Origin of the sequence: Pseudomonas sp. FH1, assembly GCF_000510895.2 — a bacterium.
Lineage (GTDB): Bacteria > Pseudomonadota > Gammaproteobacteria > Pseudomonadales > Pseudomonadaceae > Aquipseudomonas > Aquipseudomonas azotoformans_A.
Genome location: NZ_AOHM01000002.1, coordinates 19,974 through 44,571 on the forward strand (window position 1 = coordinate 19,974; position 24,598 = coordinate 44,571).

The following is a 24,598-nucleotide window of genomic DNA, read 5'->3' on the forward strand; positions in this document are numbered from 1 at the left end:
GGAGCTGGATTGCCAGCTCCCACACTTTTTAGCCGGCGAACAACCCCGACATCATCTTCAACCGCTTCTTGTACACCCGCCGCGCCTCCAACGCCTCTTCCAGCGTCACCGCCACAAACCCCGCCCGCTGGTTCGGCTGCATCTGCCCGATCAGGTCCAGGTCGGCGCTGATCACCGTGCCTATCATCGCGTAGCCTCCGCCCGACACTGCATCCCGGTGCAACACTATAGGTTCCAATCCTGCCGGCACCTGGATCGAACCAATCGGGTAGCAACTGTCGACGATATTCGACGGATCCGACCCCGCGCCAAACGGCTGCTCCCGTGGCTGGAAGCTCAACGCACTGCCGCCCTTGAAGCGATAACCGATGCGGTCGGCTTCGGAACCCACGGTCCAGGGTTCGGCAAAGAAGCTGCTCTTGGCGGCATCAGTGAGGCGCTCGTAATACAGCCCCGGCACCACACGCAGGGTCACGTCGCCGCCCACTGATCGGCGCAGTGCCATCGGCAGACTGTTGCCCGCCCGGCCCGTGCCACTGGCTGTACCGATGGGCAATTCATCGCCTTCCTGCAAGCGCCGCCCGCTAAATCCGCCAAGCGCGCCGAGGGTATAAGTCGAGCGGCTGCCGAGCACCAACGGCACGTCAATGCCACCGGCCACCGCAAGATAAGTCCTCGCGCCCGCCTTGGGAAATTCAAAGCGCAACACCTGCCCGGCGCGCACCTGGAACGCGGTGTCCTGGTGCACCACTTCACCGTCCAGGCGCGGCGACATCAAGGCGCCGCTGAGGGCTACCAGCGCGTCTTGCTGGAACTCCAGATCGGGGCCGATCAATGTGCATTCCAGGCCCGCCGCGCCGACTGGATTGCCGACCAGGTGGTTGGCCGCACTCAACGCGTATTGATCCAATGCACCCGACGGCGGGATGCCCAGGTGGTAATAGCCTTCGCGGCCAAGGTCCTGCACAGAGGTGGCGAGGCCGGGTTTGAGGACCTTGATCATGCCAGCGCCTCCTGCAGGGATTTCGGATAACCGATGGGGTCGGCGAGAAAAGCATCGAGGGAAAATTCCACAGGGCGGATGCGCAGGTCGAAACGTCCTGCGTCGACTTCGGCAACGGCCAGGTCATAGGCGTCCCGATCAATGGGCTTGAACTGCACAATATCGCCAGGACGGAAGAACGCCATGTGTTCCTTGAGGTAGGCCAGTTGCTGCGCCGGGTCGTAGATCGGCGCCGGGGTCACGCCGAACATCTGGTAACCGCCGGCACCGCGTACCGAGTAGATGCAACCAAAACAGCCGCCATGGCCAAGAGTCAGTTTGGGCGTGTCGGTGCGTGGCCGCAGGTACTTGGGCACCTGCAACTGCCGTTCGCGCTCGACCATCTGGAACATGAACGGCAGGCCCGCCACGAACCCGACCATCGACACAAACCACGGCGCCCCACTGTGAGCGGCAATGAACGCCTCCACATCGGCCAGCCCGTTGATGCGCGCAGCGTACTCCAGGTCCGTACCGCTGGGGTCTTGATGGCGGTCGCGAAAACGCATCAGGGTCTCAAAGGTCCACGGGTCGTTGTACAGCACCGGGATTTCGATGATGCGTGTGTGCAAGGTGCGCTCAGCCACGGCCTGGGCTTCGGCGGTCTGCACCGCATCAAGCAGAACGTGGGGTGCGATGCGGTCGGGGTCGAAGCGGATCTGGAACGACGCATTGGCCAGGCACACATCCAGCACGCCTTCCAACGCCAGGCGCTCCACGGCGCGGGTCACGGCCATGCCTTTGAAAAAGGCCTCCAGGGACATGCTGTCGCTGACCTCGGCAAACAGGTGTTCATCACCGCCGAAGCTGTAGCGGATGGGGGATGTTTCAGCCATGTCTGTTCCTCTTGGAATCATTGTAGAAAGGCAGGCGAAAAAATTGAGGGATCGTTTTTATTGGGGTGTTTTGACGGTGATGCCCGCTCGGTCCAGCGCTTCGCGGGTCGCCTCTACCAGCTCAAGGGCACCGGGGGTGTCGCTGTGCAGGCAGATGGAATCAAATTCTATAAACAGGTCTTCGCCTTCCACGGTTCGCACCAGCCCGGTCTGACAAGCCCGCAGGACACGCGCTGCCACCGTCGCAGGATCCAGCGCTCGCACAGTGCGGGTAAACACGATGGAGCCGGTCAGATCGTACTCACGGTCGGCATAAAACTCCCGCACCACCGGCTGCCCCAACTCCTTGGCCACGCGCCAGATCACCGAGTTGGGCATGCAGTACAACAACAGCGTCGGTTCGATGATTTGCAGGTTCTGCACCAGCAGCCGCGCCGCTTCTTCATCACGGGCCAGGTGCATGTACAGCGCGCCATGGGGCTTGATGTGTTGCAGGGTCACGCCTTGGGCGCGGGCGATTTCCCGCAGGGCGCCGAGCTGATAGAGCATATCGTCCACCAGTTCCTGGGCCGGTGCGTTGATGTGGCGACGGCCAAAACCGACCAGGTCCCGAAAGCCCGGATGCGCGCCGATGGCCACGCCCAGTTGCTTGGCGCGCTCGACAGTGCGGCGCATGGTGCCGGGGTCGCCGGCATGGAAGCCGGTGGCGATATTGGCCGAGCTGATGTAGGCCATCAGCTCCGCGTCGACGCCATCCCCGATGGTCCAGGGGCCAAAGCCTTCGCCCATGTCTGAGTTGAAATCCACTGCCTGCATCAAAGTCGCTCCGCCTAAGTGATGGACGAAAAGTAGGCTGCGGCTTGACCCCTTGGGAAGATCTATTATCAGATGGCCCATCTTCTGAAAATCAGATAGCCCTATGTTTTGGAGAGGCCGATGTCCCTCACCTTGCGCCAAATTCGTTATTTCGTCGCCACCGCCGAAATCGGCCAGATTTCCCAGGCGGCCATCCACCTGAACATCTCGCAATCGGCGGTGACCACGGCGATCAAGGAGCTGGAGGCTATGCTCGGCGTGCAGCTGTTCGTGCGATCGGCCCAGGGCATGAACCTGACCGACGCCGGGCGGCACTTTCTCAACCGTGCCTACGTGATCCTGCGCAGTGTCGATGACGCGCTGAACAGCCCGTTGCCCGACTACCGCGCCCGTGGCGTGCTGCGCTTGGCGGCCAGTTACACGGTGCTCGGTTACTTCCTGCCGCACCACTTGCAACGCCTGGAACACTGGCACCCGGACGTGACCATCGAAGTCTTCGAACAGGAACGCCAGGCCATCGAACAGGGTCTGCTCGACGGCCAGTTCGACATGGCGGTGGTACTCACTGCCAACCTGACCCACCCGGATATCGTCTCGGAAATCCTGTTCAACTCAGAGCGCCGCCTGTGGCTGCCCAGCCATCATCCCTTGTGCGAACGTGGCGCCGTGAGCCTGGCGGATGTGGCCCAGGAGCCGTATATCCTGCTCACGGTTGACGAGGCTGAACACAGCGCCATGCGCTATTGGGAACAGGCCGGGCAGACGCCCAAGGTGCGCCTGCGCACCAGTTCGGTGGAGGCAGTGCGCAGCATGGTCGCCAACGGCAGCGGAGTGGCGATCCTGTCGGACCTGGTGCACCGGCCCTGGTCCCTGGAAGGCAAACGCATCGAAACGCTCACCGTCACCGATCCAGTGACGCCGATGAGCGTGGGCCTGGCCTGGCACCGCGAGCGCGCGTTTACCCCGGCAATGCAGGCGGTGCGCGATTATTTCCACGACGCGTTCCTGGCGCCGCAGCAGTTGTCGGCACGGCGCTAGAGGTGGGCTTGCAAGGTCGCCGCTAACCAGTCCATGAACACTCGCACCCGCAACGGCAAATGCCGCTGGCCGGCGTAGAGCAATGACACGTCCAGCGGCGGCGCCGGGTAATCCGGCAGCACCGCCACCAGTTCGCCATTGGCCAACAAGGTGCGAATCCCCAGCAGCGGCACCTGGGTAATGCCAAAGCCGCCCAGGCACGCCGCCTGGTAGGCATCGGTGCTGTTGACGGTGACACGCCCGGCCATCGGCACCCGCTGCACTTTGCCGCCCGCCTGATATTCGAAGCCGGACGAACGCGCGCCCAACGGCCGTACGTAATGCACCAATTGATGATCCGCCAAGTCCGCCAGCGTCTGCGGCACGCCATAGCGTTGCAGGTAGGCCGGGCTCGCGCAGTTGACCATCGACATGCTGCACACCCGGCGTGCCACCACGGTTTGATCGGGCTGGGCGCCCACCCGCAACACGCAGTCGAAGCCTTCGGCGATCAGGTCCACCTGGCGGTCCGAGCTGCTGATTTCCATCTGGATCAGCGGATGGCGCTCCATGAACAGCGGCAAGTGCGGCAGGATCATGCCGCGCGCCATCACGTTGGGCATGTCCACGCGAATCCGGCCGGTCAGTTGCGCCTCATCCTGGCGAAACAACCCCTCCAACTCTTCCATGTGCGCCAGCAAATCCTTGCTGCGCTCATACAGCACACGGCCATCCTGGGTCGCCTGCACCTTGCGCGTGGTGCGTTGCAGCAAACGCGCGCCGAGCAATTCCTCCAGCGCCTGCACGTGCTCCGACACGGTAGAACGCGGCAGGCCCAGGCTCTCGCCGGCCTGGGTGAAACTCGACAGTTCGGTGACGCGCACAAAGGTGCGCAGCAGCTCAAGCTTGTTCATGGGATTGTTCGCCTTATCCGGCCAGTGATTCCGGTATAGCGCTGTTTATCACGTTATGGGCGAATAAATACACTCGCTGCCACTGATCACCTGAGAGGACCGCACCATGACCCGTAAAATCGCACTCATCACCGGCGCCAGCCGTGGCCTGGGCAAAAGCGCCGCGTTGCACCTGGCGGCACAGGGCGTTGACATCATCGGCACCTACCACAGTGCGGCAGCTGAAGCCCAAGCGGTGGTCGAGCAGGTTCAGGCCCTGGGTGGCCGCGCCGCCATGCTGCAACTGGATGTGAGCCAGAGTGGCAGCTTCGATGGTTTTGTCGGTGAAGTCGGCCGCTTGCTCAAGAATGTATTCGCACAGGATCACTTCAACTTTCTGATCAACAACGCCGGCATCGGCGCCCACGCCAGTTTTGCCGAGACCACCGAAGCCCAGTTCGACCAACTGGTGGCGATCCACTTCAAGGCACCGTTTTTCCTCACGCAAAAACTGCTGCCGCTGATCCGCGATGGCGGGCGCATCATCAATATCTCCAGCGGCCTGGCACGGTTCAGTCTGCCGGGGTATGCGGCCTATGCCTCGATGAAAGGCGCCGTGGAAGTGCTGTCGCGCTACCAAGCCAAGGAACTGGGCCCGCGCGGGATCACCGTGAACACCCTGGCTCCCGGCGCGATTGCCACCGATTTCAGCGGCGGCGCGGTGCGCGACAACCCGGATGTGAATGCAATGGTGGCCAACAACACGGCCCTGGGGCGCGCCGGTTTGCCGGACGACATCGGCGGGGCGATTTCCACGCTGCTGGCCGATGGCAGCAACTGGATCACCGGCCAGCGCATCGAGGCCTCGGGCGGCATGTTTCTCTGAACATTCTGCGCTAGCATCCATGCCTTCAGATCACTGACAGGCAATCACCGATGAGTTTTGATCCAGGTTTGGCCGGCGGCATGGGCGTATTGGCGGCCGTGGTCGACAGCGGCAGTTTCGCCCGCGCCGCCGATAGCCTGGACATGACCCCGTCGGGGGTCAGCCGGGCGATTTCCCGCCTGGAAAAACGCCTGGGCATCCGCCTGTTCGATCGCACCACCCGTTCAGTGCAATTGACCGACGAGGGGCGACGTTTCTACCAGGAAATCGCCCCACTGCTGGCCGGCCTCGAAGACGCCGCCAACGCCGCTGCCGACAGTGCATTGACCGTGCGCGGGCGCCTGCGGGTGAACATCGACCCGTACTTCTCGCGGCTGGTGTTAGGCCCGGTACTCGGCGACTTCATGCGCCTTTATCCGCACCTGCAACTGGACCTGCACACCCGCGACCAACTCGGTGACCTGGTGGCCGACGGGTTCGACCTGGCGATTCGCTTCGGCATCCCGCAATCCTCCTCGTTGATCGCCCGCAAGCTCATGGAAGTGCGCGTGCTGACCCTGGCCTCCCCGGCCTACCTTGAGCAGTACGGTCGCCCCACTGTCCCGCAAGACTTGGAAACCGGGCACATGTGCCTGGACTTTCGCGACTCGCAAACCGGTCGTCCGTTTGCCTGGGAATTCCACCGTCCCGGCGAAAAACTGATCGTGCGCACCAATGGTCGCCTGGTGGTCAACGATGCCAGCACCTTGTACAGCGTGTGCGAACACGGGCACGCGGTGGCGCAGATGCTCGACCTCGGGCTGGCGCCGGCGCTGAAGGCCGGCGAGTTGGTGGAGTTGTTTGCGGATTGGCCGGACGAGCGTTTTCCGTTGTACGCGTACTACCCGTCGCGGCATTTGCCCGCCGCCAAGGTGCGGGCGTTCCTGGATTTTGTCGCCGGGCTCAAGCTTGGCTAGGCAGGCGCTGCTGTACGATTTTTTCCCGGATCACGTCATACCCCCAGTGATACACGTAGGTGTACGGCAGGAAGAACAGCAGCACGCCGATATCGAGCATAAACGCCTGCATCAGGCTGATGTTGAGCCACGCCGCAATCAACGGCACCGCGACGATGATCAGTCCGCCTTCGAACATCAGCGCATGCAACACCCGCGTCCAACCGCCACCCGAGAGTTGCAGGCGCACCTTGAGGCGGTCGAACAGGCTGTTGAAAATGATATTCCAGGTCAGCGCCAACAGGCTCAAGCCCAGGGTCACCGCGCCCATTTCCAGGGCCGGCCGCCCGGTGATCCAGACCAGCAGCGGTGTACAGATCAACAACGCCAGGCCTTCAAACCCCAGGGCTTGGCAAACACGTTCAGTAATCGACTTGGTGGGGTGCATGACCCTTCTCCGTGAGTGACGATGGTTGCCATGATTACCCTTTGAATCGATACTTCATAACTAATAACCATCGATCAAGGCGATAGTCATGGCCTCCCACGAAGTGCTGCAAGCGTTTGTCCAGGCCGCGACCCAAGGCTCCTTTTCTGCCGCAGCGCGCAAGCTGGGCAAGAGCCAGTCCACTGTCAGTGCGGCAGTGGCGAGCCTGGAGATTGACCTGGATGTGGTGCTGTTCGACCGCAGCAGCCGCAAGCCGACACTGACCCCCGCCGGGCACGTGCTGCTGCAACGCGCCGAGCAGGTGCTGGAGGCCAACAGTCGTCTGGAGTTGGCGGCGAGCCAGTTGGCCCAGGGGTTGGAGCCGAAGGTGACGATCGCCATGTCAGACACCTACCAGTCGGAACGTTTTGAGCTTGCGCTCAAGGCGTTCGAACAACGCTACCCGGACCTTGAGCTGGAATGGCTGATCGCCGAGTGCGAAGACCTGATCGCCCTGGTGCAGAGCGGCCGCGCACAGATTGCCTTGATCGAAGCCCAGGCGGTTTACCCGCCCGACCTGACCCGCTCGCCCGTCGCCGAACGCACGGAAATCGCGCTGTTCGTCGCACCCGACCACCCATTGACCCGCGTCGAAAACATCGACCCGCAAGCCTTGCAGCAACACCGTGAACTGCGCCTGGCGAGCATCATCAGCCCCAACGAAACGCGCCCCTCGGGCCGTGTGTGGTCGGCGCCGAGTTTTCTGATGCTGATGGAGATGGCGCAACTCGGCTTTGGCTGGGCAGAGCTACCGCGTTGGTTGGTGGAGCGCTTTGGCAATGCCGGGCTGGTTGAACTCAACGTCCGGGGTTGGCCCCGCTCGGTGGCGGTGGATGCGCTGTGGTCGCGGCAGCACCCACCGGGGCCGGCTGGCAGCTGGATGATGAGCCAGATGCTCGAATAATCCGCAAGGGTTATGCGGCCGACAATTGCGGCGGGCGGTTGTTCTGGAAGTATTCGTGCAAGGCACGCAACGCAGGCAGCTCCAGGGCTTGCGCGGCGAAACACAGTCCGACCCGACGCGTGGGTGCCGGCAAATGCCATTCACGAATCACCACACCGGCCCGCTCAACCGCCAGCGACAGCGGCAACATCGCCACGCCCACACCAGCCGCCACCATATGCAACGCCTGGGTCAGCGAACCGGCGTGCCCGGCCACCGCTTGTGGCGAGCGACCGTACAAGGCCATCAAGCGTTGGTGGGAATCGTGTTGTGGGCAGGTGATCCAGTCTTCAATCGGCGTCCAGGCCTGTTCCTTGCCCGATTGCGCCATGGGGTGCGCGGCAGGCAACACCATCACGTAGGACTCTTCCCAAAGTGGCAGGAACAATTCGTCCTCACAGCACATTTCCTCCACGGCCAGGCGTCCTTCGCCTTCGCAGCCTTCCTGCAAAGTCAGCAACAAGCCCGGCAGGCCTTGGTGCGCCATGCGCAAGAAGGTTTCGATCTGGCTGTCGGCAATATCGCCTTCCACACCCAGTTCCAGAGCGATGCGATTTTCGCGTCCGCGAAACAAGCGGCTCAACGCCTCGGCTTCGGCCACCATGCGTCGCGCCTGAGGGTACAGCACACGCGCCTCGGCACTCACTTCCACACCCCGTGGCTGACGCACAAACAACGCCACGCCCAGCTCGTCTTCCAACTGCTTGATCGTCACCGACAACGTCGGCTGGCTGATAAACAACCGCTGGGCTGCCGCAGTGATATTGCGCTCTTCAAAGACTGCAAGAAATGCCTTGAGGTGACGAACATCCATAGCTTAATCCGATGACTGACAGAGAAATAAGGCATTTTTCAGCCTTGGCGACGGTAAATATACTGCGCCCACGATCCCGTTATCGATTTTTATTATCTCAGGAGTTCATGCATGAGCAAGCCATTGATCATCATCACCGGCGCCAGCTCCGGTATCGGCGAAGCCACCGCCCGCCTGTTGTCGGCCGCCGGCCACCCGTTGTTGCTGCTGGCGCGTCGCATTGATCGCCTTAACGACCTGGGCCTGCCGAACACCTTGAACCGTGGCGTCGACATCACCGACCGCGCCGCCCTGGTCGCCGCCGTGCAAGAAGCCGAAGCCCAGTTCGGCCCGGCCGATGCGCTGATCAACAATGCCGGCGTCATGCTGCTGGGCGCGGTCAGCGAGCAAGACCCGACGCAGTGGGAACAGATGCTGGATGTGAACGTAAAAGGCCTGCTCAACGGCATCCACGCCGTGGCCGGCAGCATGGTTGCACGCCAAGGCGGCACCATCATCAACGTCAGCTCGGTGGCGGGCCGCAAGACCTTCCCGAATCACGTGGCATACGTCGGCACCAAATTTGCCGTGCATGGGATTTCGGAAAACCTGCGCGAAGAATTGTCGCCCAGCAACGTACGCGTCATCACCATTGCCCCAGGTGCGGTGGAAACCGAATTGCTCAGCCATACCACCGATGAAGCGATCAAGACCGGCTATCAGGCGTGGAAACAGGGCATGGGCGGCACCGTGCTCAGCGCCGATGACGTGGCCTCGGCGATCGCCTATGCCTACCAGCAGCCGCAGCATGTGTGCATTCGCGAAATCGTATTGGCCGCCACCCGCCAGCAGCCTTGATTCAGAGTTCGGCCAAACGCTTGTCGATAAACCTGCGTTCGGGTGCTTGCTGGGTCAAGGCCAGCGCCCGTTCGTAGGCGACTCGTGCCTCTTCGACACGGCCCAATTGCCGGTAAAACTCCCCGCACGCCGAGTGCGCCAGGTGGTAATCCAGCAACTCGCCACGCGCCAGAATCCCTTCTATCTGCTGCAATCCCGCCAAGGGCCCATCGCGCATGGCGAGTGCCACGGCGCGGTTCAGTTCGATCACGGCTGACGGCATCATCCTGAGTAACACATCATAGAGCCCGACGATCTGCGGCCAGTCGGTTTCACCCGCACTGGGCGCTTCGGCGTGCACCGCCGCAATTGCGGCTTGCAGGCAATACGGACCAAAGCGCCGTGCGCTCAATGCGTGCTCCACCAGTGCACAGCCTTCACCGATCATGGACATATCCCACAGCGAGCGGTCCTGTTCATCCAGCAGCACCAACTCTCCACTGGCCGAGGTGCGTGCCGGGCGACGGGATTCGTGCAGCAGCATCAACGCCAGCAGGCCCATGACTTCCGGTTCGGGCAGCAATTCCATCAACAATCGGCCTAGCCGAATGGCCTCACGGGTCAGATCTTCGCGGGTCAGGTCCGCCCCCATGGACGCCGAATAGCCCTCGTTGAACACCAGGTAAATCACCCGCAACACGCTCTCGAGGCGCTCGGGCAATTCGTCGCGGGATGGCACCTGGTAAGGGATCTTCGCCTCGCGGATCTTGCCCTTGGCCCGCACGATGCGCTGGGCAATGGTGGCCGGCGTGGCCAGGTACGCCCGGGCAATTTCTTCGGTGGTAAGGTCGCAGATCTCGCGCAAGGTCAACGCCGCCTGGGCATCGGCCGCCAACGCGGGATGGCAGCAGGTGAAGATCAGGCGCAGGCGGTCATCTTCCACGTCTTCATCGCTCCAGTCAGCGGCTTCCAGTGTATCGGCCTGCGCCTGCAACAACGGGGTGAAACGCGCCTGGCGGCGCAGACGGTCGATGGCCTTGAAGCGCCCGGTCGACACCAGCCAGGCGCGGGGATTGTCCGGCACTCCGTCTAGCGGCCAACGCTGCACCGCCACGAAAAACGCTTCGTGCAGGGCTTCTTCGGCCAGGTCGAAATCGCCCAGCAAGCGAATAAGCGTCGCGAGGACCCGGCGTGATTCGCCGCGGTAAATGGCCTCGACCGACAGGGTCAATCGCGCATGCCCTCGGTCACCAGGGTGACCAGTCGATCCAGGCTCTGGCCCCAGCCGTCATGAAAGCCCATGGCTTCGTGGGCCTGCTTGTCTTCGGCACTCCAGTGCATGGCGCGGGCGGTGTAAAGCGTCTTGTTGCCCTCGATTTCCTGCAACGTCACTTCGGCGGTCATGAACGGCTTGCCAGACGGAATCCAGCCCGGCGTGAAGGCATCGGTAAACACCAACCGCCGTGGCGCGACGATTTCCAGAAACACACCCTGGGTCGGGTATTCGGCGCCGTCCGGTGCGCGCATCAAGGTGCGAAACAGGCCACCAACCCACAGGTTCATTTCGCACTCGGGGGTGGTCATGCCATGGGGCCCCCACCATTGCTGGAGCAAGGCGGGTTCGGTCCAGGCACGGAACACACGGCTGCGCGGTGCATCGATCACGCGGCTGATGGACAATTCAAACTCGGCAGGTTGCGTAGACATGGGGTAAACCTCTTGAGTCTTAGGGTTGTTGTATTCAGAGATTCAATTCACGCACAGGGCGCACTTCCACACTGCCGACCCGGGCGGCCGGAATGCCACCGGCCACCTGGATCGCCTCATTCAAATCACGGGCCTCGATCAGGTAGAACCCAGCGAGCTGCTCCTTGGTCTCGGCGAACGGCCCGTCGGTGACCGACAACTTGCCATTGCGCATGCGCACAGTGGTGGCGGTGGTCACCGACTCCAGCGGCTCGGCGGCCAGCATGCGGCCGCTGGCCTGAACCGACTGTGCGTAGGCGAAGCACTCCGGGTCTGCCGGGCTGTCCGGCGAGGTGTGCAGCACCTGTTCGTTGCTGTAGATCAGGCAGAGGTATTTCATGGGTTTCTCCGTTTTCGGACGACTGACTATAGATCGCGCGGGTCAAGGTTTCAGGTCGAACAGACCAGCGCCGGTTTCCATGTCGAACGGCGCGGACCAGTGTTCATGCACCACTTTCCATTGACCATCGATGCGCTGGTAGCCGGCGCTGACCCGCATCCAGCAGGTCTTGAGCACGCCGTCCGGGCCGGTGCCGCCGCAGTGGGCCAACCAGTGGGCGAAAGCGCTGTCTGCTCCGGCAACGATATGCAGCTCATGAAAGTCGAAAACGCCGGGGCCAGGGCAGAATTCCATGCAGGCCTGCCAATGCGCCTGGTACGCCGCCTTGCCTTTGAATTGCAGGGCGCCAACGGCGTCGAACGCGACGATATTGTCGGCGTAAAAGCTGACAATCTTCTCGACATCCTTGGCGGTGACCGCTTGTTTCCATTGGTCGATCAGGGTGTTGATGGCCGTGCTCATGGCGATACTCCTCGGGGTAGAAAACATCACGGAAGACACCCTTAGTCGAATGGCCCACCGGCCAATCGACAACTCCTTAAAAATAATTTCGCCCCCAGCAAACCCGCTAGAATCCACGCCTCTTTGTAGGATTTCGGATACGCACCCGATGGAAACCCGCCTCGCCCTGTATGAAACGCTGAGCCTTGCGCAGAAACAGCAACTCGACACCCTGCAAGTGCACCCCGAGCAACTGGCGTATTCCGGCGATATCTACTGTGCGCTGAACAGCCTGCTGGTCAATCCCCATCCTGACGCCATCAAAGGCTTCGCCCTGCTCGCCGACGAAACGCCCGTGGCCTTCCTGCTGCTCAAACGCCCGCCTTGCCTGCCCCACTGGGCGGATGAGCACAGCGCGACCTTGCATGCGTTGCAGGTGGATCGGCATCAGCAAGGGCGTGGCTTCGGCAAAGCCTGCCTGCAGGCGCTGCCCGCAGCGGCGTTGCAGGCGTGGCCGCAGATTCAGGGGCTGGAGTTGTCGGTGGACGCGGATAATGGGGCAGCGATGGGGCTGTATCTGGGGGCTGGGTGGGTGGATGGCGGAGAGGCGTATAAGGGGCGGATTGGGTATGAGCGCAGGTTGAGGTGGGTGTTTAACCCGGCCCCTTGATGTCACGTAAACATGACCTTCAGACGTCAATGTCCTGTTTACGTGACATCGCCTACGGCTTCAGCCTCTTTCGCCCACCGGCAACCAGATCTCCACCGTCCCGGTGCCCTTGCGCGCATCAAAATCCGCGCTGTAGCGCTCGAAATCCGCGCCCATCACCTTGTAGCCCGAGTGCGGCAGCCATTCGAACATGATCCGCTCATAGGTTTGCTCAAGCGCCTGCACCGGCCCGTAATGGGGGAACACGGCGTAGTTGAGCGGGGGGATTTCGATGACTTCGAAGTTGCCTGGCACATCGGCTTTGGTCGGGACTTCGACACCGGCCATGTAGTCGAACTCGCCGTGCTTGGGGTTGTGGCAAACGCCATAGGTCACACCGCCCACACGCTTCTTGATGTCCTTGATGCAGGTGTCGAACAACTCCCACAGTTTGGGGATATCCCCCACGGTGGCCTTCGAATAACGCCCTTGCACCCCGGCGATCACCAGGGCTTTACCCGCTTCCATGCGTGGCTCTAACGGTTGTTTTGTCTGCTGATCCATACGAACAGTCTCCTTCTTATGAGGGAACAAACCCGCATTGAGTATAGGGGCATATCCGCATTGGGCTCCATGCAGAAAATTTTCCTGCGCATCTGGACAACCGGCCATCATCGACCGTATTGTCTGCCCCGCAGGCCACCGCAGTGGCCGACGTCGCTCGGACGGTTCCGGGCGCTTACGTACTTCGAGGCAACAATGGCAGACCAAGGTTCGCCGCGCCGCTTTGCGCGCATAGATCGACTCCCCCCTTACGTTTTCAACATCACGGCTGAGCTGAAGATGGCTGCGCGTCGGCGCGGCGAAGACATCATCGACTTGAGCATGGGCAACCCTGACGGCGCCACGCCGCCGCACATTGTCGAAAAACTCGTGCAAGTGGCCCAGCGTGAAGACACCCACGGTTATTCCACGTCCAAAGGCATTCCGCGCCTGCGCCGGGCGATTTCGCGCTGGTACAAGGATCGCTATGCAGTGGACATCGACCCCGAGTCGGAAGCCATCGTGACCATCGGTTCCAAGGAAGGCCTGGCGCACTTGATGCTGGCTACCCTTGACCAGGGCGATACCGTACTGGTGCCCAACCCGAGCTACCCGATCCACATCTACGGTGCGGTGATCGCCGGCGCCCAGGTGCGTTCGGTGCCGCTGGTGCCGGGCGTGGACTTCTTCGCGGAGCTGGAACGGGCGATTCGCGGCTCGATCCCCAAGCCGAAGATGATGATCCTCGGCTTTCCGTCCAACCCCACCGCGCAGTGCGTGGAACTGGACTTCTTCGAACGTGTGATCGCCCTGGCCAAGCAATACGACGTGCTGGTGATCCACGACCTGGCCTACGCCGACATCGTCTACGACGGCTGGAAAGCCCCGTCGATCATGCAAGTGCCCGGTGCCAAGGACATTGCGGTGGAGTTTTTCACCCTGTCCAAGAGCTACAACATGGCGGGCTGGCGCATCGGTTTCATGGTGGGCAACCCGGAACTGGTCAACGCCCTGGCGCGCATCAAGAGTTACCACGACTACGGCACCTTCACCCCGCTGCAAGTCGCCGCCATTGCAGCATTGGAAGGCGATCAGCAGTGCGTGAAGGACATCGCCGAGCAGTACCGCCAACGCCGCAATGTGCTGGTCAAGGGCCTGCATGAGCTGGGCTGGATGGTGGAAAATCCGAAGGCGTCGATGTACGTGTGGGCGAAGATTCCCGAGCAATATGCCGCCATGGGTTCGCTGGAATTTGCCAAGAAGCTGCTGCTGGAGGCCAAGGTGTGTGTGTCGCCGGGGATTGGCTTTGGCGAGTATGGCGATGATCACGTGCGCTTTGCGCTGATTGAGAACCAGGACCGGATCCGCCAGGCGGTGCGGGGGATTCGCGGGATGTTCAGGGCGGATGGGCTGGTGAAGAAGACCAGCGAATAACGAAAAAAGGGAGCCCAGCGGCTCCCTTTTTTGTTTGCGCGGCGGTCAGACCACCAGCGACAACAGCATGATGAATATCAACGCCACGACGGACAGAATCGTCTCCATTGCCGTCCACGTCTTGAACGTCTCGGCTACCGTCATATTGAAGTACTGCTTCACCAGCCAGAACCCCGCATCGTTGACGTGAGACAGGATCAACGAACCCGCGCCCGTCGCCAACACCAGCAGCTCACGGTTAACCCCCGGAATCATCCCCACCACCGGCACCACAATGCCTGCGCCGGTAATGGTCGCCACCGTGGCCGAACCGGTTGCCACGCGAATCACCGCCGCCACCAGCCACGCCAGCAGGATCGGGTTGATCTGCGCGTTCACCGCCATATGGCCGATCACGTCGCCCACACCACTGGTCACCAGCATCTGCTTGAAGCCACCGCCGGCACCGATGATCAGGATGATCGCAGCGGTCGGCGCCAGGCTGGCGTCGAGCAGTTTGAGGATCTGTTTGGAGTGAATGCCCTGGCGATGGCCAAAGGTGTACAGCGACAGCAGCAACGCCAGCAACAGGGCGGAGATCGGGTGACCGATCATGTCCATCCAGTTGCGCACGATATGGCCGTCCGGCAAACCGATGTCAGCGAAGGTTTTGAGCAGCATCAGGAACACCGGCAGCAGCACAGTAATCAGGGTGATGCTGAAGCTCGGCAGGTTTTTGTGTTCCGACTCGCGGGCCAGTTGATCGACCAGTTCCTGGGACGGGTTGCCCGGAATGTACTTGGCGATAAACGTACCGAAGATCGGACCGGCGATGATGGCAGTCGGCAGCGCGACGATCAGGCCGTAGAGGATAGTCTTGCCGATGTCCGCGCCAAACACGCCAATCGCCAGCAACGGGCCCGGGTGCGGTGGCACCAGACCGTGTACCGCCGAGAGGCCGGCCAGCAGCGGGATGCCAATCTTGATCAGCGACACGCCGGTACGCCGCGCGACGATAAACACCAGCGGGATCAGCAGCACAAAGCCGATCTCGAAGAACAGCGGGATGCCCACCAGGAACGCGGCGAACATCATGGCCCACTGGACCTTCTCTTTGCCGAAGGCGCGGATCAGGGTCCGGGCGATCTGATCGGCACCGCCGGATTCGGCCATCATCTTGCCGAGCATCGTGCCCAGCGCGAGGATGATGCCGACAAAGCCGAGCACACCGCCAAAACCGTCCTGGAACGCCTTGATGATCTTGTCCACGGGCATGCCCGAGGTCAGGCCGAGGAAGCCGGCCGCGATGATCAGCGCAATGAACGGGTGCACCTTGAACTTGGTGATCAGAACGATCAACCCAATGATTGTGACCACTGCATCAAGCAGCAGGTAGGACTCGTGGGACATGCCAAACATGGGGGGGCTCTCCTGTTTGTTGTTGTTATTAAAGCGGGTGTTGAATTTCCTGCCGGGGATAGCGCTATCTTTTCCGGCAAAAAATTAATGAGTAGGTTCAAAGCCGTGTTGCAGCCACCAGGCGTTGGTCTGCTCGGCCAGTTCCTCGACGCTGTCTTCACTGGCGTTGAGGGCCAGGGTCAGCGGTTCGCCTTTGGGCGATTCAAGGGTGGCGAACTGGCTGTCGATAAGGCTGGCCGGCATGAAATGCCCAGGGCGATGGGACACGCGGTCGGCGGCCACGGCGCGGGTCAGCTCCAAAAAGACGAACCCCAGGCCCGGCGCGGCTTCGCGCAGGTGGTCGCGGTATTTCTTTTTCAGGGCGGAACAGGTGAGCACGGGATGCTCGCCTGCCTTGAGCGAACGGCGCAGTTCATCGCAGAGGATGTCGAGCCAGCCGGCGCGGTCGTCGTCGTTGAGGGGGTGGCCGGCGCTCATCTTTTCGATGTTGGCGGCAGGGTGAAAGCTGTCGCCTTCAATGGCGGTGGCACCGTTCAGGCGGCACAGGGCCTCGCTGACGCTGGACTTGCCACAGCCGGAAACACCCATGATGACCAGGGCGGTAACAGGTTGACTCATGAAACACCTCAGGACGCAGATAGCGCTACCTTTGCACGCTGTAAGGCTAGTGCAAAAACAGGCTTTTCCCGCGCCGTCTTGTCATTTTTATGGAGTGACGCGTGCATCCGCTCCAATCATTTGAACCGGATCAGGCAACCCAAAGTTCAAGAATTTGCAGCCTTTTGGAGACAGCGCTACCTTAGTGCCTCGATTTTTGTTTGGCAAGCCGCCTGATGACCTCCAAGAACGATAAAAAATTGCGCACCACGGGTCGCCCGACCCTTAACGAAGTCGCCCGCCTGGCCGGCGTCAGCCCGATTACCGCCTCCCGCGCCCTGCGCGGTATCAGCACCGTGGCCACCGAACTGGTGGAAAAAGTGCAGCAGGCCGCCGCCGAACTCAATTATGTGGTCAACCCCGCCGCCCGCGCCCTGGCCTCGGCCCAGAGCCATTCGGTGGTGGTGTTGGTGCCATCGTTGTCCAACCTGCTGTTTATCGAAACCCTCGAAGCCATCCACCAGGTGCTGCGGCCCAAGGGCTTTGAAGTGCTGATCGGCAACTCCCACTATTCCCGCGATGAAGAAGAAAACCTGCTGCGCAACTACATGGCCTACCAGCCACGGGGTTTGCTGCTGACCGGGTTTGATCGCACCGAAAGCGCCCGACGGATGGTCGAGGCCAGCAATGTGCCCTGCGTCTATATGATGGATTTGGACCCGAACGCCGGGGTGAACTGCGTAGGGTTCTCGCAATTGAGCGCGGGCGAAACGGCGGCGGCGCATCTGTTGTCCCGTGGTTACAAACGCTTGGCTTACATCGGCGCGCAGTTGGACCAACGCACGTTGCTGCGCGGCGAAGGGTTCCGCCGAGCGCTGCAACAAGCCGGCTTGTACGACCCGGCGCTGGAATTGCTGACGCCGCGCCCCTCCTCCGTGGGCCTGGGCGGCGAACTCTTCCTGCAACTGCTGGCCGCCCATCCCGACGTGGACGCCATCTTCTTCGGCAACGACGACCTGGCCCAGGGCGCCTTGCTGGAAGCCCTGCGCCATGGCATCAAGGTGCCGGAACGTGTGGCCGTGCTGGGTTTCAACGACCTGCCCGCCTCGTCCTTCATGGTGCCGCGCCTGAGCAGCATCAGCACCCCGCGTGAAGCGATTGGGCGGCGTGCGGCGGAGCACCTGTTGACGATCATGGCAGGTAACAAGATCGCCAAACCGGTGGTAGACATGGGGTTTGAGTTGCAGGTGCGGGAGAGTACGTAAGAGGGTTGTTGATTACTTTCTGAGCCAAAAAACAACAGATCCGCCTCTTCATAACTGTCAACTCTGACAGTAGGCAAGTGCAGGCTTTCTCCTTATAAGAGAATAGCCGGCGATGATCGCCTGACGCTAGAATATCACTGAAGAGGATATTGCAATGTACTCGAAGAATTCCAATAAAACGCTATTCGCCAAAGGTGTTATCGGATGCAACACATCCGTAGTCTCCCCCCCATTCACCTCTCATTCCGTAGATCTTCAAGAAGCGAGCGCTACCCAATTTGTGATCGTCGGTAGAGACCAAGCAAGCAACCGCGTGATCTTTATCTACATTGACAAAAATACCCCCCCAGGGACTTACAACATTGGGCGAGACGAAAAGGTGTTCGCTTTTTATTACCACCGTTACGAAGACTTTGGATGGAGCTACTATGCCGACAGCGGGACTTTCAATCTAAACAGTGTTGATTTTGACAACATACAAGTTGATGGAGAATTTCATTTCAACGCGCCTGGCATGAGCGGTGAGCCGGAAATGAAAGTAACAAACGGCGTAGTTAAACTCACCGGCCCTTCACGTTGAAGTAGTACGTTTTTTAATCTTTTTACCGGCAAGAACCCTTCGACCGTCAGAAGCGTTCTTGCCGCCAACGCCTGACAACAACCTCGCCCCCACCCCATGTCCCTGCTAAATTGAGTCCCTTGTCACCGCCAGGGAAGCACCATGGGACACTCACTGAAAATCTTGGGTCGCACGTCCTCCATCAACGTGCGCAAAGTGCTCTGGACCTGTCAGGAACTGGGCATCGACTATCAGCGTGAAGACTGGGGCATCGGCTTCAAGCCCACCCAGTCCGCCGACTTCCTCGCCTTGAACCCCAACGCCCAGGTGCCGGTGCTGATCGATGACCACGGCGTGTTGTGGGAATCCAATACCATCTGCCGTTACCTGGTCAGCCTCTACCAACGCCACGACCTGCTCCCCGCCGAGCCCGCGCCACGGGCCCGGGTCGAGCAATGGATGGACTGGCAAGCCACCGAACTCAACCCGTCCTGGGGCTACGCGTTCCATGCGTTGGTGCGCCAGAACCCGGACTACCAGGACCCGCAGCGCATCCAGGCCGGCGTGCAGGCCTGGAACGACAAGATGGGCTTGCTGGAACAACAGTTGCTCAAGACCGGCGCCTACGTGACCGGCGATGAATTCACCCTGGCCGACATCCTCGTCGGCCTCTCGGTACACCGCTGGCGCAACGCGCCGCTGGAGCATCCGCCCTACCCCGCGGTGGAAGCGTATTACCAGCGCCTCAGCCAGCGCCCCGGCTTCAAAACCTTTGCCCTCGACGGCCATAACTAAAACAAGGACTGCACCGTGAAAGGACTCAACGTACTGCTCACCGGCGCCTGCGGCAGAATCGGCAAGACGTTTTTCGACGCATCCAAAGACCGTTACCGCTTTACCCTCACCGACCGCATCGCGCCGGATTTCGACTTGGGCGAGCACCGCTTCGTGCACGCCGATCTCAGCGACAAATCCAGCCTGGCGGCCTTGCTCGACGGCATCGACGTGATCGTGCACCTGTCGGGCATCCCCCACGCCAGCGCGTCGTTCGATGAATTGCTGCCCAATAACATCCTCGCCACCACCTACCTGTTCGAAGCGGCCGTGACTGCCGGGGTAAAGCGCCTGGTATTCGCCAGCAGCGCGCAAACCATCGAGGGCTACCCGGTAGACCGCCAGATCACGCCCGGCATGCCGGTGATGCCCGCCAACCTGTACGGCGTGAGTAAATGCTACGGCGAGGCGCTGTGTGGCTACTACGCCGCGAAAACCCCGCTGTCGACCATTGCCCTGCGCATCGGCGCCTTCGAATTCCCCGAAACCCACGACCTCAACAACGCCCGCGACCTCAGCGCCTGGCTCAGCCCGCGTGACGCGGTGCAGTTGCTGCAACGCTCGGTGGAAGCCGAGGGCGTGAAGCACCTGATCGCCCATGGCATTTCCAATAACCGCTTCAAGCGCCTGGACCTGAGCGAAACCACGCGGGTGCTGGGTTACCATCCCCAGGATGATGCGTTTCAGACATTCGAGATTCCGATCACTTATTGAGTTTCCCCATGCCCGCACTCTCTAGCACCGACGGCATCGATCCGATCCGCGCCGCCCATATCAGCGCACGCATCGACCGCCTGCCTGCCGTCGCCACGGTCTGGCGCCTGGTGGCGTTGCTGTCCATCGGCGGCTTTTTCGAGCTGTACGACCTGTTCCAGACCGCCTACATCAGCCCCGGCCTGATCAGTGACGGAATCTTCCACACCGGCAGCGAAGGCGTATTCGGTTTCTCGGACCAGGCCGCCTTTGCCTCGGCAACCTTCCTCGGCCTGTTCCTCGGCGCCAGCCTGCTCAGCCCCATCGCCGACCGTTTCGGACGGCGGGCGATCTTCACCTTTGCGTTGATCTGGTACACCGTCGCCACGGTATTGATGGGCATCCAGACCTCCGCCGTGGGCATCATCTGCATGCGCTTCCTGGTCGGCATTGGCCTGGGCATTGAGCTGGTGACCATCGACGCCTACCTCTCGGAACTGGTGCCCAAGCGCATGCGCAGCTCGGCGTTTGCCTTTGCGTTTTTTATCCAGTTCCTGTCCGTGCCGGCGGTGGCGTTGATGTCGTGGTGGCTGGTGCCACAGGCGCCGTTCGGCGTATCCGGCTGGCGTTGGGTGGTGTTGTCGAGCGCCGTGTTTGCGCTGTTTATCTGGCAACTGCGCAAGCGCTTACCAGAGTCGCCGCGTTGGCTTGCACAAAAAGGACGTTTCGAAGAAGCCGGTGTGATCATGGACAACCTTGAAGCGCGCTGTCAGAAAGATCACGGCAAACCACTGGATGAGCCCGAGCCCGAAGCCGTCAGCGTGCAGGGTGATGGCCGCTTTGCCGATATCTGGCAACCACCATACCGCCGTCGCGCCTTGATGCTGATCGTGTTCCATGTGTTCCAGGCCATCGGCTTCTTCGGTTTTGGTAACTGGCTGCCTGCGTTGCTGTCGGGCCAGGGCGTCAGCGTGACCCACAGCCTGCTCTACGCCTTCATCATCACCCTCGCCTACCCGCTGGGGCCGTTGCTGTTCGTGAAGGTGGCCAACCGCTTTGAAAACAAATGGCAGATCGTCGGCTCGGCGTTGGGCGCGATGGTCTTCGGCAGCCTGTTCGCCCTGCAAACCACGGCGGTGGGGCTGGTGATCTGTGGGGTGATGATCACCTTCTGCAACGCTTGGCTGAGCTTCAGTTATCACTCGTACCAAAGTGAATTGTTCCCCACCAACATCCGCGCACGGGCGGTAGGCTTCTGTTACTCGTTCAGCCGTTTGTCCACAGTGTTCAGCAGCTTGTTGATCGGTTTTATCCTCGAACACCTGGGCACACCGGGGGTGTTGGCATTCATTGCCAGCAGCATGTTGATCGTGATGATCACCATCAGTTGGTTCGGGCCGCGTACGCGGAACCTGGCGTTGGAAAATATCGCCCACTGACGGCAACGGTTGGCCGCCTGCGGGACAACTTTTGCCGCAGCGGCCAAGCGATCCCCAATAGAATCGGGCACTTCACACCCGGCACGCTATTTGCTCCACCTGTGGCACCGAACATTTCCCCAGGTGACCGATCATGCTGGTTAACAACAACACCTTAGCCGTGTCGACCGTTCAACAACTCAAACGGCCCGACATGGACCCCGCCAACGCCGCTGCCAGCGCGCTGTACAGCGGTGCCCTGCAAGCCGCGCAACAAAGCGTGACCGTGCCGGCCGCGCAGAAGGAACTGGACAAGGCCAACGACCGCATTGACGAGGCCTTCGCCAAGACCCGCGTGCAGTTGCAGACTTCCACAGAGGCCGTCACTGCCTCCACCGCGACGCCCGAAGTGCCAAAGACCGGTGCGACCGCCAGCACCGCACGCTCTGAGTTCACTGACTACATGAGCAAATCCCCGGCCGAGCGCATCCGTGAGCAGTTGCTCAAGGAACAGGGTTTGACTGAGGCGGACGTGCAGAACATGTCCCAGGAAAAGCAGGATGCGATTTCCAAGCAAGTGGCCGAACGCCTGAAGCAACAGCAAGAGCAGCAGGTAGCGGCAAAGACCGTTGACCCGCAAGCGCAGGCAGTGAAAGAGACCCTGGCGGCGATCTAAGCCGCACTTGTGTGGGAGCTGGCTTGCCTGCGATACGGATCACTCGGTGTTTCTGATGTACCGAGGTGATGCTTCCGCAGACAAGCCAGCTCCCACAGTGATCGGGTTATCAAGCTGACAATGCGTTTATTGCAGCTGCAACGTCGAATTGAACTGCCCGATCGCATCCACCACATGCCGTGACCCTTCCTGAATCTCCAGGATCACCTGCCCCGCTTCATTCGCCAATTCCACCCCCAAGCCCGTGCGGCTCAAGCTCGATTGCATGCTCGATACCGCGCTCAGAGACAAGTCGTGATTCTTGCGCACCACATCGACGATTTCCACCGTCGCCTGGCTGGTTCGCGCCGCCAAGCTGCGCACCTCGTCCGCCACCACCGCAAAGCCGCGCCCATGCTCACCGGCCCGTGCCGCTTCGATCGCGGCGTTGAGCGCGAGCATATTGGTCTGCTCGGCAATGCTGCGGATGGTCTGCACGATGGCGCCGATGATGTCCGATTGTTTGCTGACAGCATCGATGCTCTGCGCCGCCTGGTTCAGGTCGTGGGAAATTTCCTCGATGATCTGCACGGTTTGCTGCACCACTTCCGAGCCCTTGCGGGCGCAGGCGTCATTTTGCACCGAGGTGGCGTGGGCCGAGTCGGCGGCGGTGCGCAGGGTGGTGACCTGGTCAGTGATGTCGCTGGCGAACTTCACCACTTTGTACAGGCGCCCATTGGTGTCGAAGATCGGGTTGTAGGACGCCTCCAGGAACAGGGTCTTGCCGTACTTGTTTTTGCGCTCGAAGCGGTGCGAGTGGTATTCGCCACGATTGAGCGATGCCCAGAACGCCTTGTAGGCCGGCGACTCCACTTCGTTGCGGTGGCAGAACAGGCTGTGGTGCTGGCCGACGATTTCATCCAGGGAGTACTGCACGGTCTTCAGGAAGTTTTCGTTGGCGTTGATGATCTGGCCCTGCGGGGTGAACTCGATCACCGCCATGGAACGGCCAATAGCATCGATCAGGCTCTGGTTTTCATGTTCGTGATGGACCCGCGCCGTGATATCCGACGCGACTTTGATCACGCTTTGAACGTGATTGTCCTTGTCCAGCACCGGCATGTAGCTGGCTTCCAGCCAGACTTCCTGGCCATGCTTGTTCAGGCGCATGAAGGTGCCACTAAGGGCCTCGCCCCGCGCCAGGTCGCGCCATAGCTTAGCGTAGGCGTCGGTATGGGTGTAGGGCTCGTCGCAAAAGAGCCGGTGATGTTTACCGCGTATTTCCTCGGCGCTGTAGCCCATGGTTTTGCAGAAGTTGTCGTTGGCGTCGAGGATCACGCCACTGGGGTCGAACTCGATCATGGCCATGGAACGGCTGATGGCGGCCAGTTTGGCGTTGGATTCGGTGAGGGCGCAGGAGAAACGTTCGATTTGTTGCAGGTCGGATTTGTGATGGCGGTTGAACATGGTCAGATCACCCTAGATTCCCGGCGCCTGGAAGGCGCATTCCATTCATTTGTTGGATATTGCTGGCACACCTTCATGGGGAAATAACCATCCAAATCGCTTTATATGCCAAGCGTCATCAACGGTTCTGGGTGAGCATAGACAGGGCTTGGCGCTATGCAAGGCCACTAGTCAGCCAGCATTTTTAACAATGCGAGGGCGGCGGCTGACGGTGGGCGGTCCGGCGAGCCGACCAAGGCAAATTCGCGGTGCAGCGGCACATCCAACGCCATCACGCGCAGCCCCTTGCGCTGGGACGGCAAGGCCATTTCCGGCACCAGTGTGACGCCGACGCCCTCACGCACCAGGCTGAAGGCACTGTTCCATTCACGCACCTCAACGCGAATATCGCGCAGGGTCAGGCCTGCCGCGGCGCCCAGGCTGCGGGCATTGGCGGTGCAGCCACCGGTAGCCAGCACGAAAGGCTCCTCAAGCAATTCCTCAAGCGACACCGTGGCATCCGCCGGGCGTTGCGCCAGCGCATGCGCCACTGGCAGCACGGCCATCCATAAGTCACGGCCCAGCACCGTCGCGTTGCGCTCGGGCGTGGGGTTGAGCACCACGCCTAAATCGATAAGGCCAGTGTCGAGCAGGGTGAGCACTTCGTTGTCAGTGACATCCAGGGTGGTGACCTCGATACCGGGATAGAGCTGCGCAAAACGCTGCAATGCGGGTGTCAGAAACGTCGCCAGCACCATGGGGAAACTGGCGATGCGAATCGTCCCACGCAGCATCGGCCTGGCTTCGTCCACAGTGCTACGAATCGCCTGCAAGGCCCCAAGCATCACCCGTGCCTGCTCGATCACACTCAAGCCCAGGGCGGTGGGCAGGGTTTTGCGCGGTTCACGGGTAAACAACTGCGCACCCAGCGTCGCCTCCATACCGGCCATGGCCTGGCTGGCGGCGGATTGGGTCATGCCCACGCGCTCGGCGGCGGCGGTGATGCTGCCGTGATCGGCCACGGCCACCAGCAAGCGCCAGTGCATCAGGTTCATCATGGCAGTAGCTGTCCTTATGGCGGGGGTCTGAACGTTT

28 protein-coding genes are annotated in these 24,598 nt (G+C 61.2%); 13 read left to right on the forward strand and 15 right to left on the reverse strand.

Features of this window, described 5'->3' with window-relative positions; genetic code table 11:
- Positions 1–28: 28 nt before the first annotated feature.
- Genes H096_RS00680 through H096_RS00690 form a run of 3 tightly spaced genes read right to left on the reverse strand, consistent with a single transcriptional unit; the run spans position 29 to position 2,694 of the window.
- Positions 29–1,003: a biotin-dependent carboxyltransferase family protein gene (locus tag H096_RS00680; protein WP_033896274.1), complete on the reverse strand. Its 975-nt coding sequence runs from the start codon at positions 1,001–1,003 to the stop codon at positions 29–31.
- On the reverse strand, positions 1,000–1,878 hold the full coding sequence (locus H096_RS00685; RefSeq protein ID WP_033896275.1) for an allophanate hydrolase subunit 1: 879 nt from the start codon (positions 1,876–1,878) through the stop codon (positions 1,000–1,002). The genes H096_RS00680 and H096_RS00685 overlap by 4 nt, the downstream gene beginning before the upstream one ends.
- A gap of 57 nt (positions 1,879–1,935) precedes the next feature.
- Positions 1,936–2,694, reverse strand: coding sequence for a 5-oxoprolinase subunit PxpA (locus H096_RS00690; protein ID WP_033896276.1), 759 nt, complete (start codon positions 2,692–2,694; stop codon positions 1,936–1,938).
- 120 nt (positions 2,695–2,814) lie between these two features.
- On the opposite strand from H096_RS00690, the gene H096_RS00695 reads away from it, so the two are divergent.
- Positions 2,815–3,732: a LysR family transcriptional regulator gene (locus H096_RS00695; protein WP_016978327.1), complete on the forward strand. Its 918-nt coding sequence runs from the start codon at positions 2,815–2,817 to the stop codon at positions 3,730–3,732.
- On the opposite strand, the gene H096_RS00700 is transcribed toward H096_RS00695, so the two are convergent.
- The gene (locus H096_RS00700) at positions 3,729–4,625 is read right to left on the reverse strand and encodes a LysR family transcriptional regulator (RefSeq protein WP_033896277.1); all 897 of its coding nucleotides are present in this window, start codon (positions 4,623–4,625) and stop codon (positions 3,729–3,731) included. The genes H096_RS00695 and H096_RS00700 overlap by 4 nt on opposite strands.
- A 106-nt stretch (positions 4,626–4,731) precedes the next feature.
- On the opposite strand from H096_RS00700, the gene H096_RS00705 reads away from it, so the two are divergent.
- Both H096_RS00705 and H096_RS00710 read left to right on the forward strand, forming a co-directional pair.
- Positions 4,732–5,490, forward strand: coding sequence for an SDR family oxidoreductase (locus H096_RS00705; protein ID WP_033896278.1), 759 nt, complete (start codon positions 4,732–4,734; stop codon positions 5,488–5,490).
- A 50-nt stretch (positions 5,491–5,540) separates the two neighbouring features.
- The gene (locus H096_RS00710) at positions 5,541–6,446 is read left to right on the forward strand and encodes a LysR family transcriptional regulator (protein ID WP_033896279.1); all 906 of its coding nucleotides are present in this window, start codon (positions 5,541–5,543) and stop codon (positions 6,444–6,446) included.
- On the opposite strand, the gene H096_RS00715 is transcribed toward H096_RS00710, so the two are convergent.
- Positions 6,433–6,873, reverse strand: coding sequence for a multidrug/biocide efflux PACE transporter (locus tag H096_RS00715; RefSeq protein ID WP_033896280.1), 441 nt, complete (start codon positions 6,871–6,873; stop codon positions 6,433–6,435). The genes H096_RS00710 and H096_RS00715 overlap by 14 nt on opposite strands.
- A gap of 88 nt (positions 6,874–6,961) precedes the next feature.
- On the opposite strand from H096_RS00715, the gene H096_RS00720 reads away from it, so the two are divergent.
- Complete coding sequence (locus H096_RS00720) at positions 6,962–7,816, forward strand: LysR family transcriptional regulator (RefSeq protein WP_033896281.1); 855 nt, start codon at positions 6,962–6,964, stop codon at positions 7,814–7,816.
- Between the two features lie 10 nt (positions 7,817–7,826).
- On the opposite strand, the gene H096_RS00725 is transcribed toward H096_RS00720, so the two are convergent.
- A complete protein-coding gene (locus tag H096_RS00725) occupies positions 7,827–8,669 on the reverse strand; it encodes a LysR family transcriptional regulator (protein ID WP_033896282.1) in 843 nt (280 codons plus the stop codon).
- 111 nt (positions 8,670–8,780) lie between these two features.
- On the opposite strand from H096_RS00725, the gene H096_RS00730 reads away from it, so the two are divergent.
- Complete coding sequence (locus H096_RS00730; RefSeq protein WP_033896283.1) at positions 8,781–9,506, forward strand: SDR family oxidoreductase; 726 nt, start codon at positions 8,781–8,783, stop codon at positions 9,504–9,506.
- A gap of 1 nt (position 9,507) precedes the next feature.
- Here H096_RS00730 and H096_RS00735 read toward each other — a convergent pair whose 3' ends face one another.
- Genes H096_RS00735 through H096_RS00750 form a run of 4 tightly spaced genes read right to left on the reverse strand, consistent with a single transcriptional unit; the run spans position 9,508 to position 12,033 of the window.
- The gene (locus H096_RS00735) at positions 9,508–10,716 is read right to left on the reverse strand and encodes an RNA polymerase sigma factor (RefSeq protein WP_033896284.1); all 1,209 of its coding nucleotides are present in this window, start codon (positions 10,714–10,716) and stop codon (positions 9,508–9,510) included.
- Positions 10,713–11,192 carry an SRPBCC family protein gene (locus H096_RS00740; protein WP_033896285.1) on the reverse strand — a complete coding sequence of 160 codons (480 nt, stop codon included), beginning with the start codon at positions 11,190–11,192 and terminating at the stop codon, positions 10,713–10,715. The genes H096_RS00735 and H096_RS00740 overlap by 4 nt, the downstream gene beginning before the upstream one ends.
- A 34-nt stretch (positions 11,193–11,226) precedes the next feature.
- On the reverse strand, positions 11,227–11,571 hold the full coding sequence (locus H096_RS00745; protein WP_033896286.1) for a YciI family protein: 345 nt from the start codon (positions 11,569–11,571) through the stop codon (positions 11,227–11,229).
- Positions 11,572–11,613: 42 nt separating this feature from the next.
- Entirely contained in the window at positions 11,614–12,033 is a 420-nt protein-coding gene (locus H096_RS00750) for a nuclear transport factor 2 family protein (RefSeq protein ID WP_033896287.1), read from the reverse strand.
- 148 nt (positions 12,034–12,181) lie between these two features.
- Between H096_RS00750 and H096_RS00755 the strand changes: the two genes are divergently transcribed.
- Positions 12,182–12,682 carry a GNAT family N-acetyltransferase gene (locus tag H096_RS00755; RefSeq protein WP_033896288.1) on the forward strand — a complete coding sequence of 167 codons (501 nt, stop codon included), beginning with the start codon at positions 12,182–12,184 and terminating at the stop codon, positions 12,680–12,682.
- Positions 12,683–12,742: 60 nt separating this feature from the next.
- Here H096_RS00755 and H096_RS00760 read toward each other — a convergent pair whose 3' ends face one another.
- Positions 12,743–13,225: a GyrI-like domain-containing protein gene (locus H096_RS00760; protein WP_033896289.1), complete on the reverse strand. Its 483-nt coding sequence runs from the start codon at positions 13,223–13,225 to the stop codon at positions 12,743–12,745.
- Positions 13,226–13,420: 195 nt separating this feature from the next.
- On the opposite strand from H096_RS00760, the gene alaC reads away from it, so the two are divergent.
- Complete coding sequence (alaC, locus tag H096_RS00765; RefSeq protein ID WP_033896290.1) at positions 13,421–14,638, forward strand: alanine transaminase; 1,218 nt, start codon at positions 13,421–13,423, stop codon at positions 14,636–14,638.
- Positions 14,639–14,683: 45 nt separating this feature from the next.
- Here alaC and H096_RS00770 read toward each other — a convergent pair whose 3' ends face one another.
- Complete coding sequence (locus tag H096_RS00770; RefSeq protein ID WP_033896291.1) at positions 14,684–16,036, reverse strand: GntP family permease; 1,353 nt, start codon at positions 16,034–16,036, stop codon at positions 14,684–14,686.
- A gap of 84 nt (positions 16,037–16,120) precedes the next feature.
- Positions 16,121–16,654 carry a gluconokinase gene (locus H096_RS00775; protein WP_033896292.1) on the reverse strand — a complete coding sequence of 178 codons (534 nt, stop codon included), beginning with the start codon at positions 16,652–16,654 and terminating at the stop codon, positions 16,121–16,123.
- A gap of 212 nt (positions 16,655–16,866) precedes the next feature.
- Between H096_RS00775 and H096_RS00780 the strand changes: the two genes are divergently transcribed.
- The 6 genes from H096_RS00780 to H096_RS00805 all read left to right on the forward strand — a co-directional run bounded on the left by H096_RS00780 (position 16,867) and on the right by H096_RS00805 (position 22,078).
- Positions 16,867–17,898: a LacI family DNA-binding transcriptional regulator gene (locus H096_RS00780; protein WP_162240104.1), complete on the forward strand. Its 1,032-nt coding sequence runs from the start codon at positions 16,867–16,869 to the stop codon at positions 17,896–17,898.
- Positions 17,899–18,052: 154 nt separating this feature from the next.
- On the forward strand, positions 18,053–18,478 hold the full coding sequence (locus H096_RS00785; protein WP_033896294.1) for a DUF6252 family protein: 426 nt from the start codon (positions 18,053–18,055) through the stop codon (positions 18,476–18,478).
- A gap of 141 nt (positions 18,479–18,619) precedes the next feature.
- Positions 18,620–19,252, forward strand: coding sequence for a glutathione S-transferase (locus tag H096_RS00790; protein WP_033896295.1), 633 nt, complete (start codon positions 18,620–18,622; stop codon positions 19,250–19,252).
- A gap of 15 nt (positions 19,253–19,267) precedes the next feature.
- Positions 19,268–20,005, forward strand: coding sequence for an NAD(P)-dependent oxidoreductase (locus H096_RS00795; RefSeq protein ID WP_033896296.1), 738 nt, complete (start codon positions 19,268–19,270; stop codon positions 20,003–20,005).
- Between the two features lie 8 nt (positions 20,006–20,013).
- Positions 20,014–21,423, forward strand: coding sequence for an MFS transporter (locus H096_RS00800; RefSeq protein ID WP_033896297.1), 1,410 nt, complete (start codon positions 20,014–20,016; stop codon positions 21,421–21,423).
- A 133-nt stretch (positions 21,424–21,556) separates the two neighbouring features.
- Positions 21,557–22,078 (forward strand): hypothetical protein, encoded by a 522-nt coding sequence (locus tag H096_RS00805; protein ID WP_033896298.1) that lies wholly within the window; start codon positions 21,557–21,559, stop codon positions 22,076–22,078.
- A 126-nt stretch (positions 22,079–22,204) separates the two neighbouring features.
- Here the strand turns inward: H096_RS00805 and H096_RS00810 are convergent, their stop codons facing one another.
- Both H096_RS00810 and H096_RS00815 read right to left on the reverse strand, forming a co-directional pair.
- Positions 22,205–23,524: a PAS domain-containing methyl-accepting chemotaxis protein gene (locus H096_RS00810; RefSeq protein WP_033896299.1), complete on the reverse strand. Its 1,320-nt coding sequence runs from the start codon at positions 23,522–23,524 to the stop codon at positions 22,205–22,207.
- 167 nt (positions 23,525–23,691) lie between these two features.
- Complete coding sequence (locus H096_RS00815; protein ID WP_033896300.1) at positions 23,692–24,561, reverse strand: LysR family transcriptional regulator; 870 nt, start codon at positions 24,559–24,561, stop codon at positions 23,692–23,694.
- Positions 24,562–24,598: the final 37 nt, after the last annotated feature.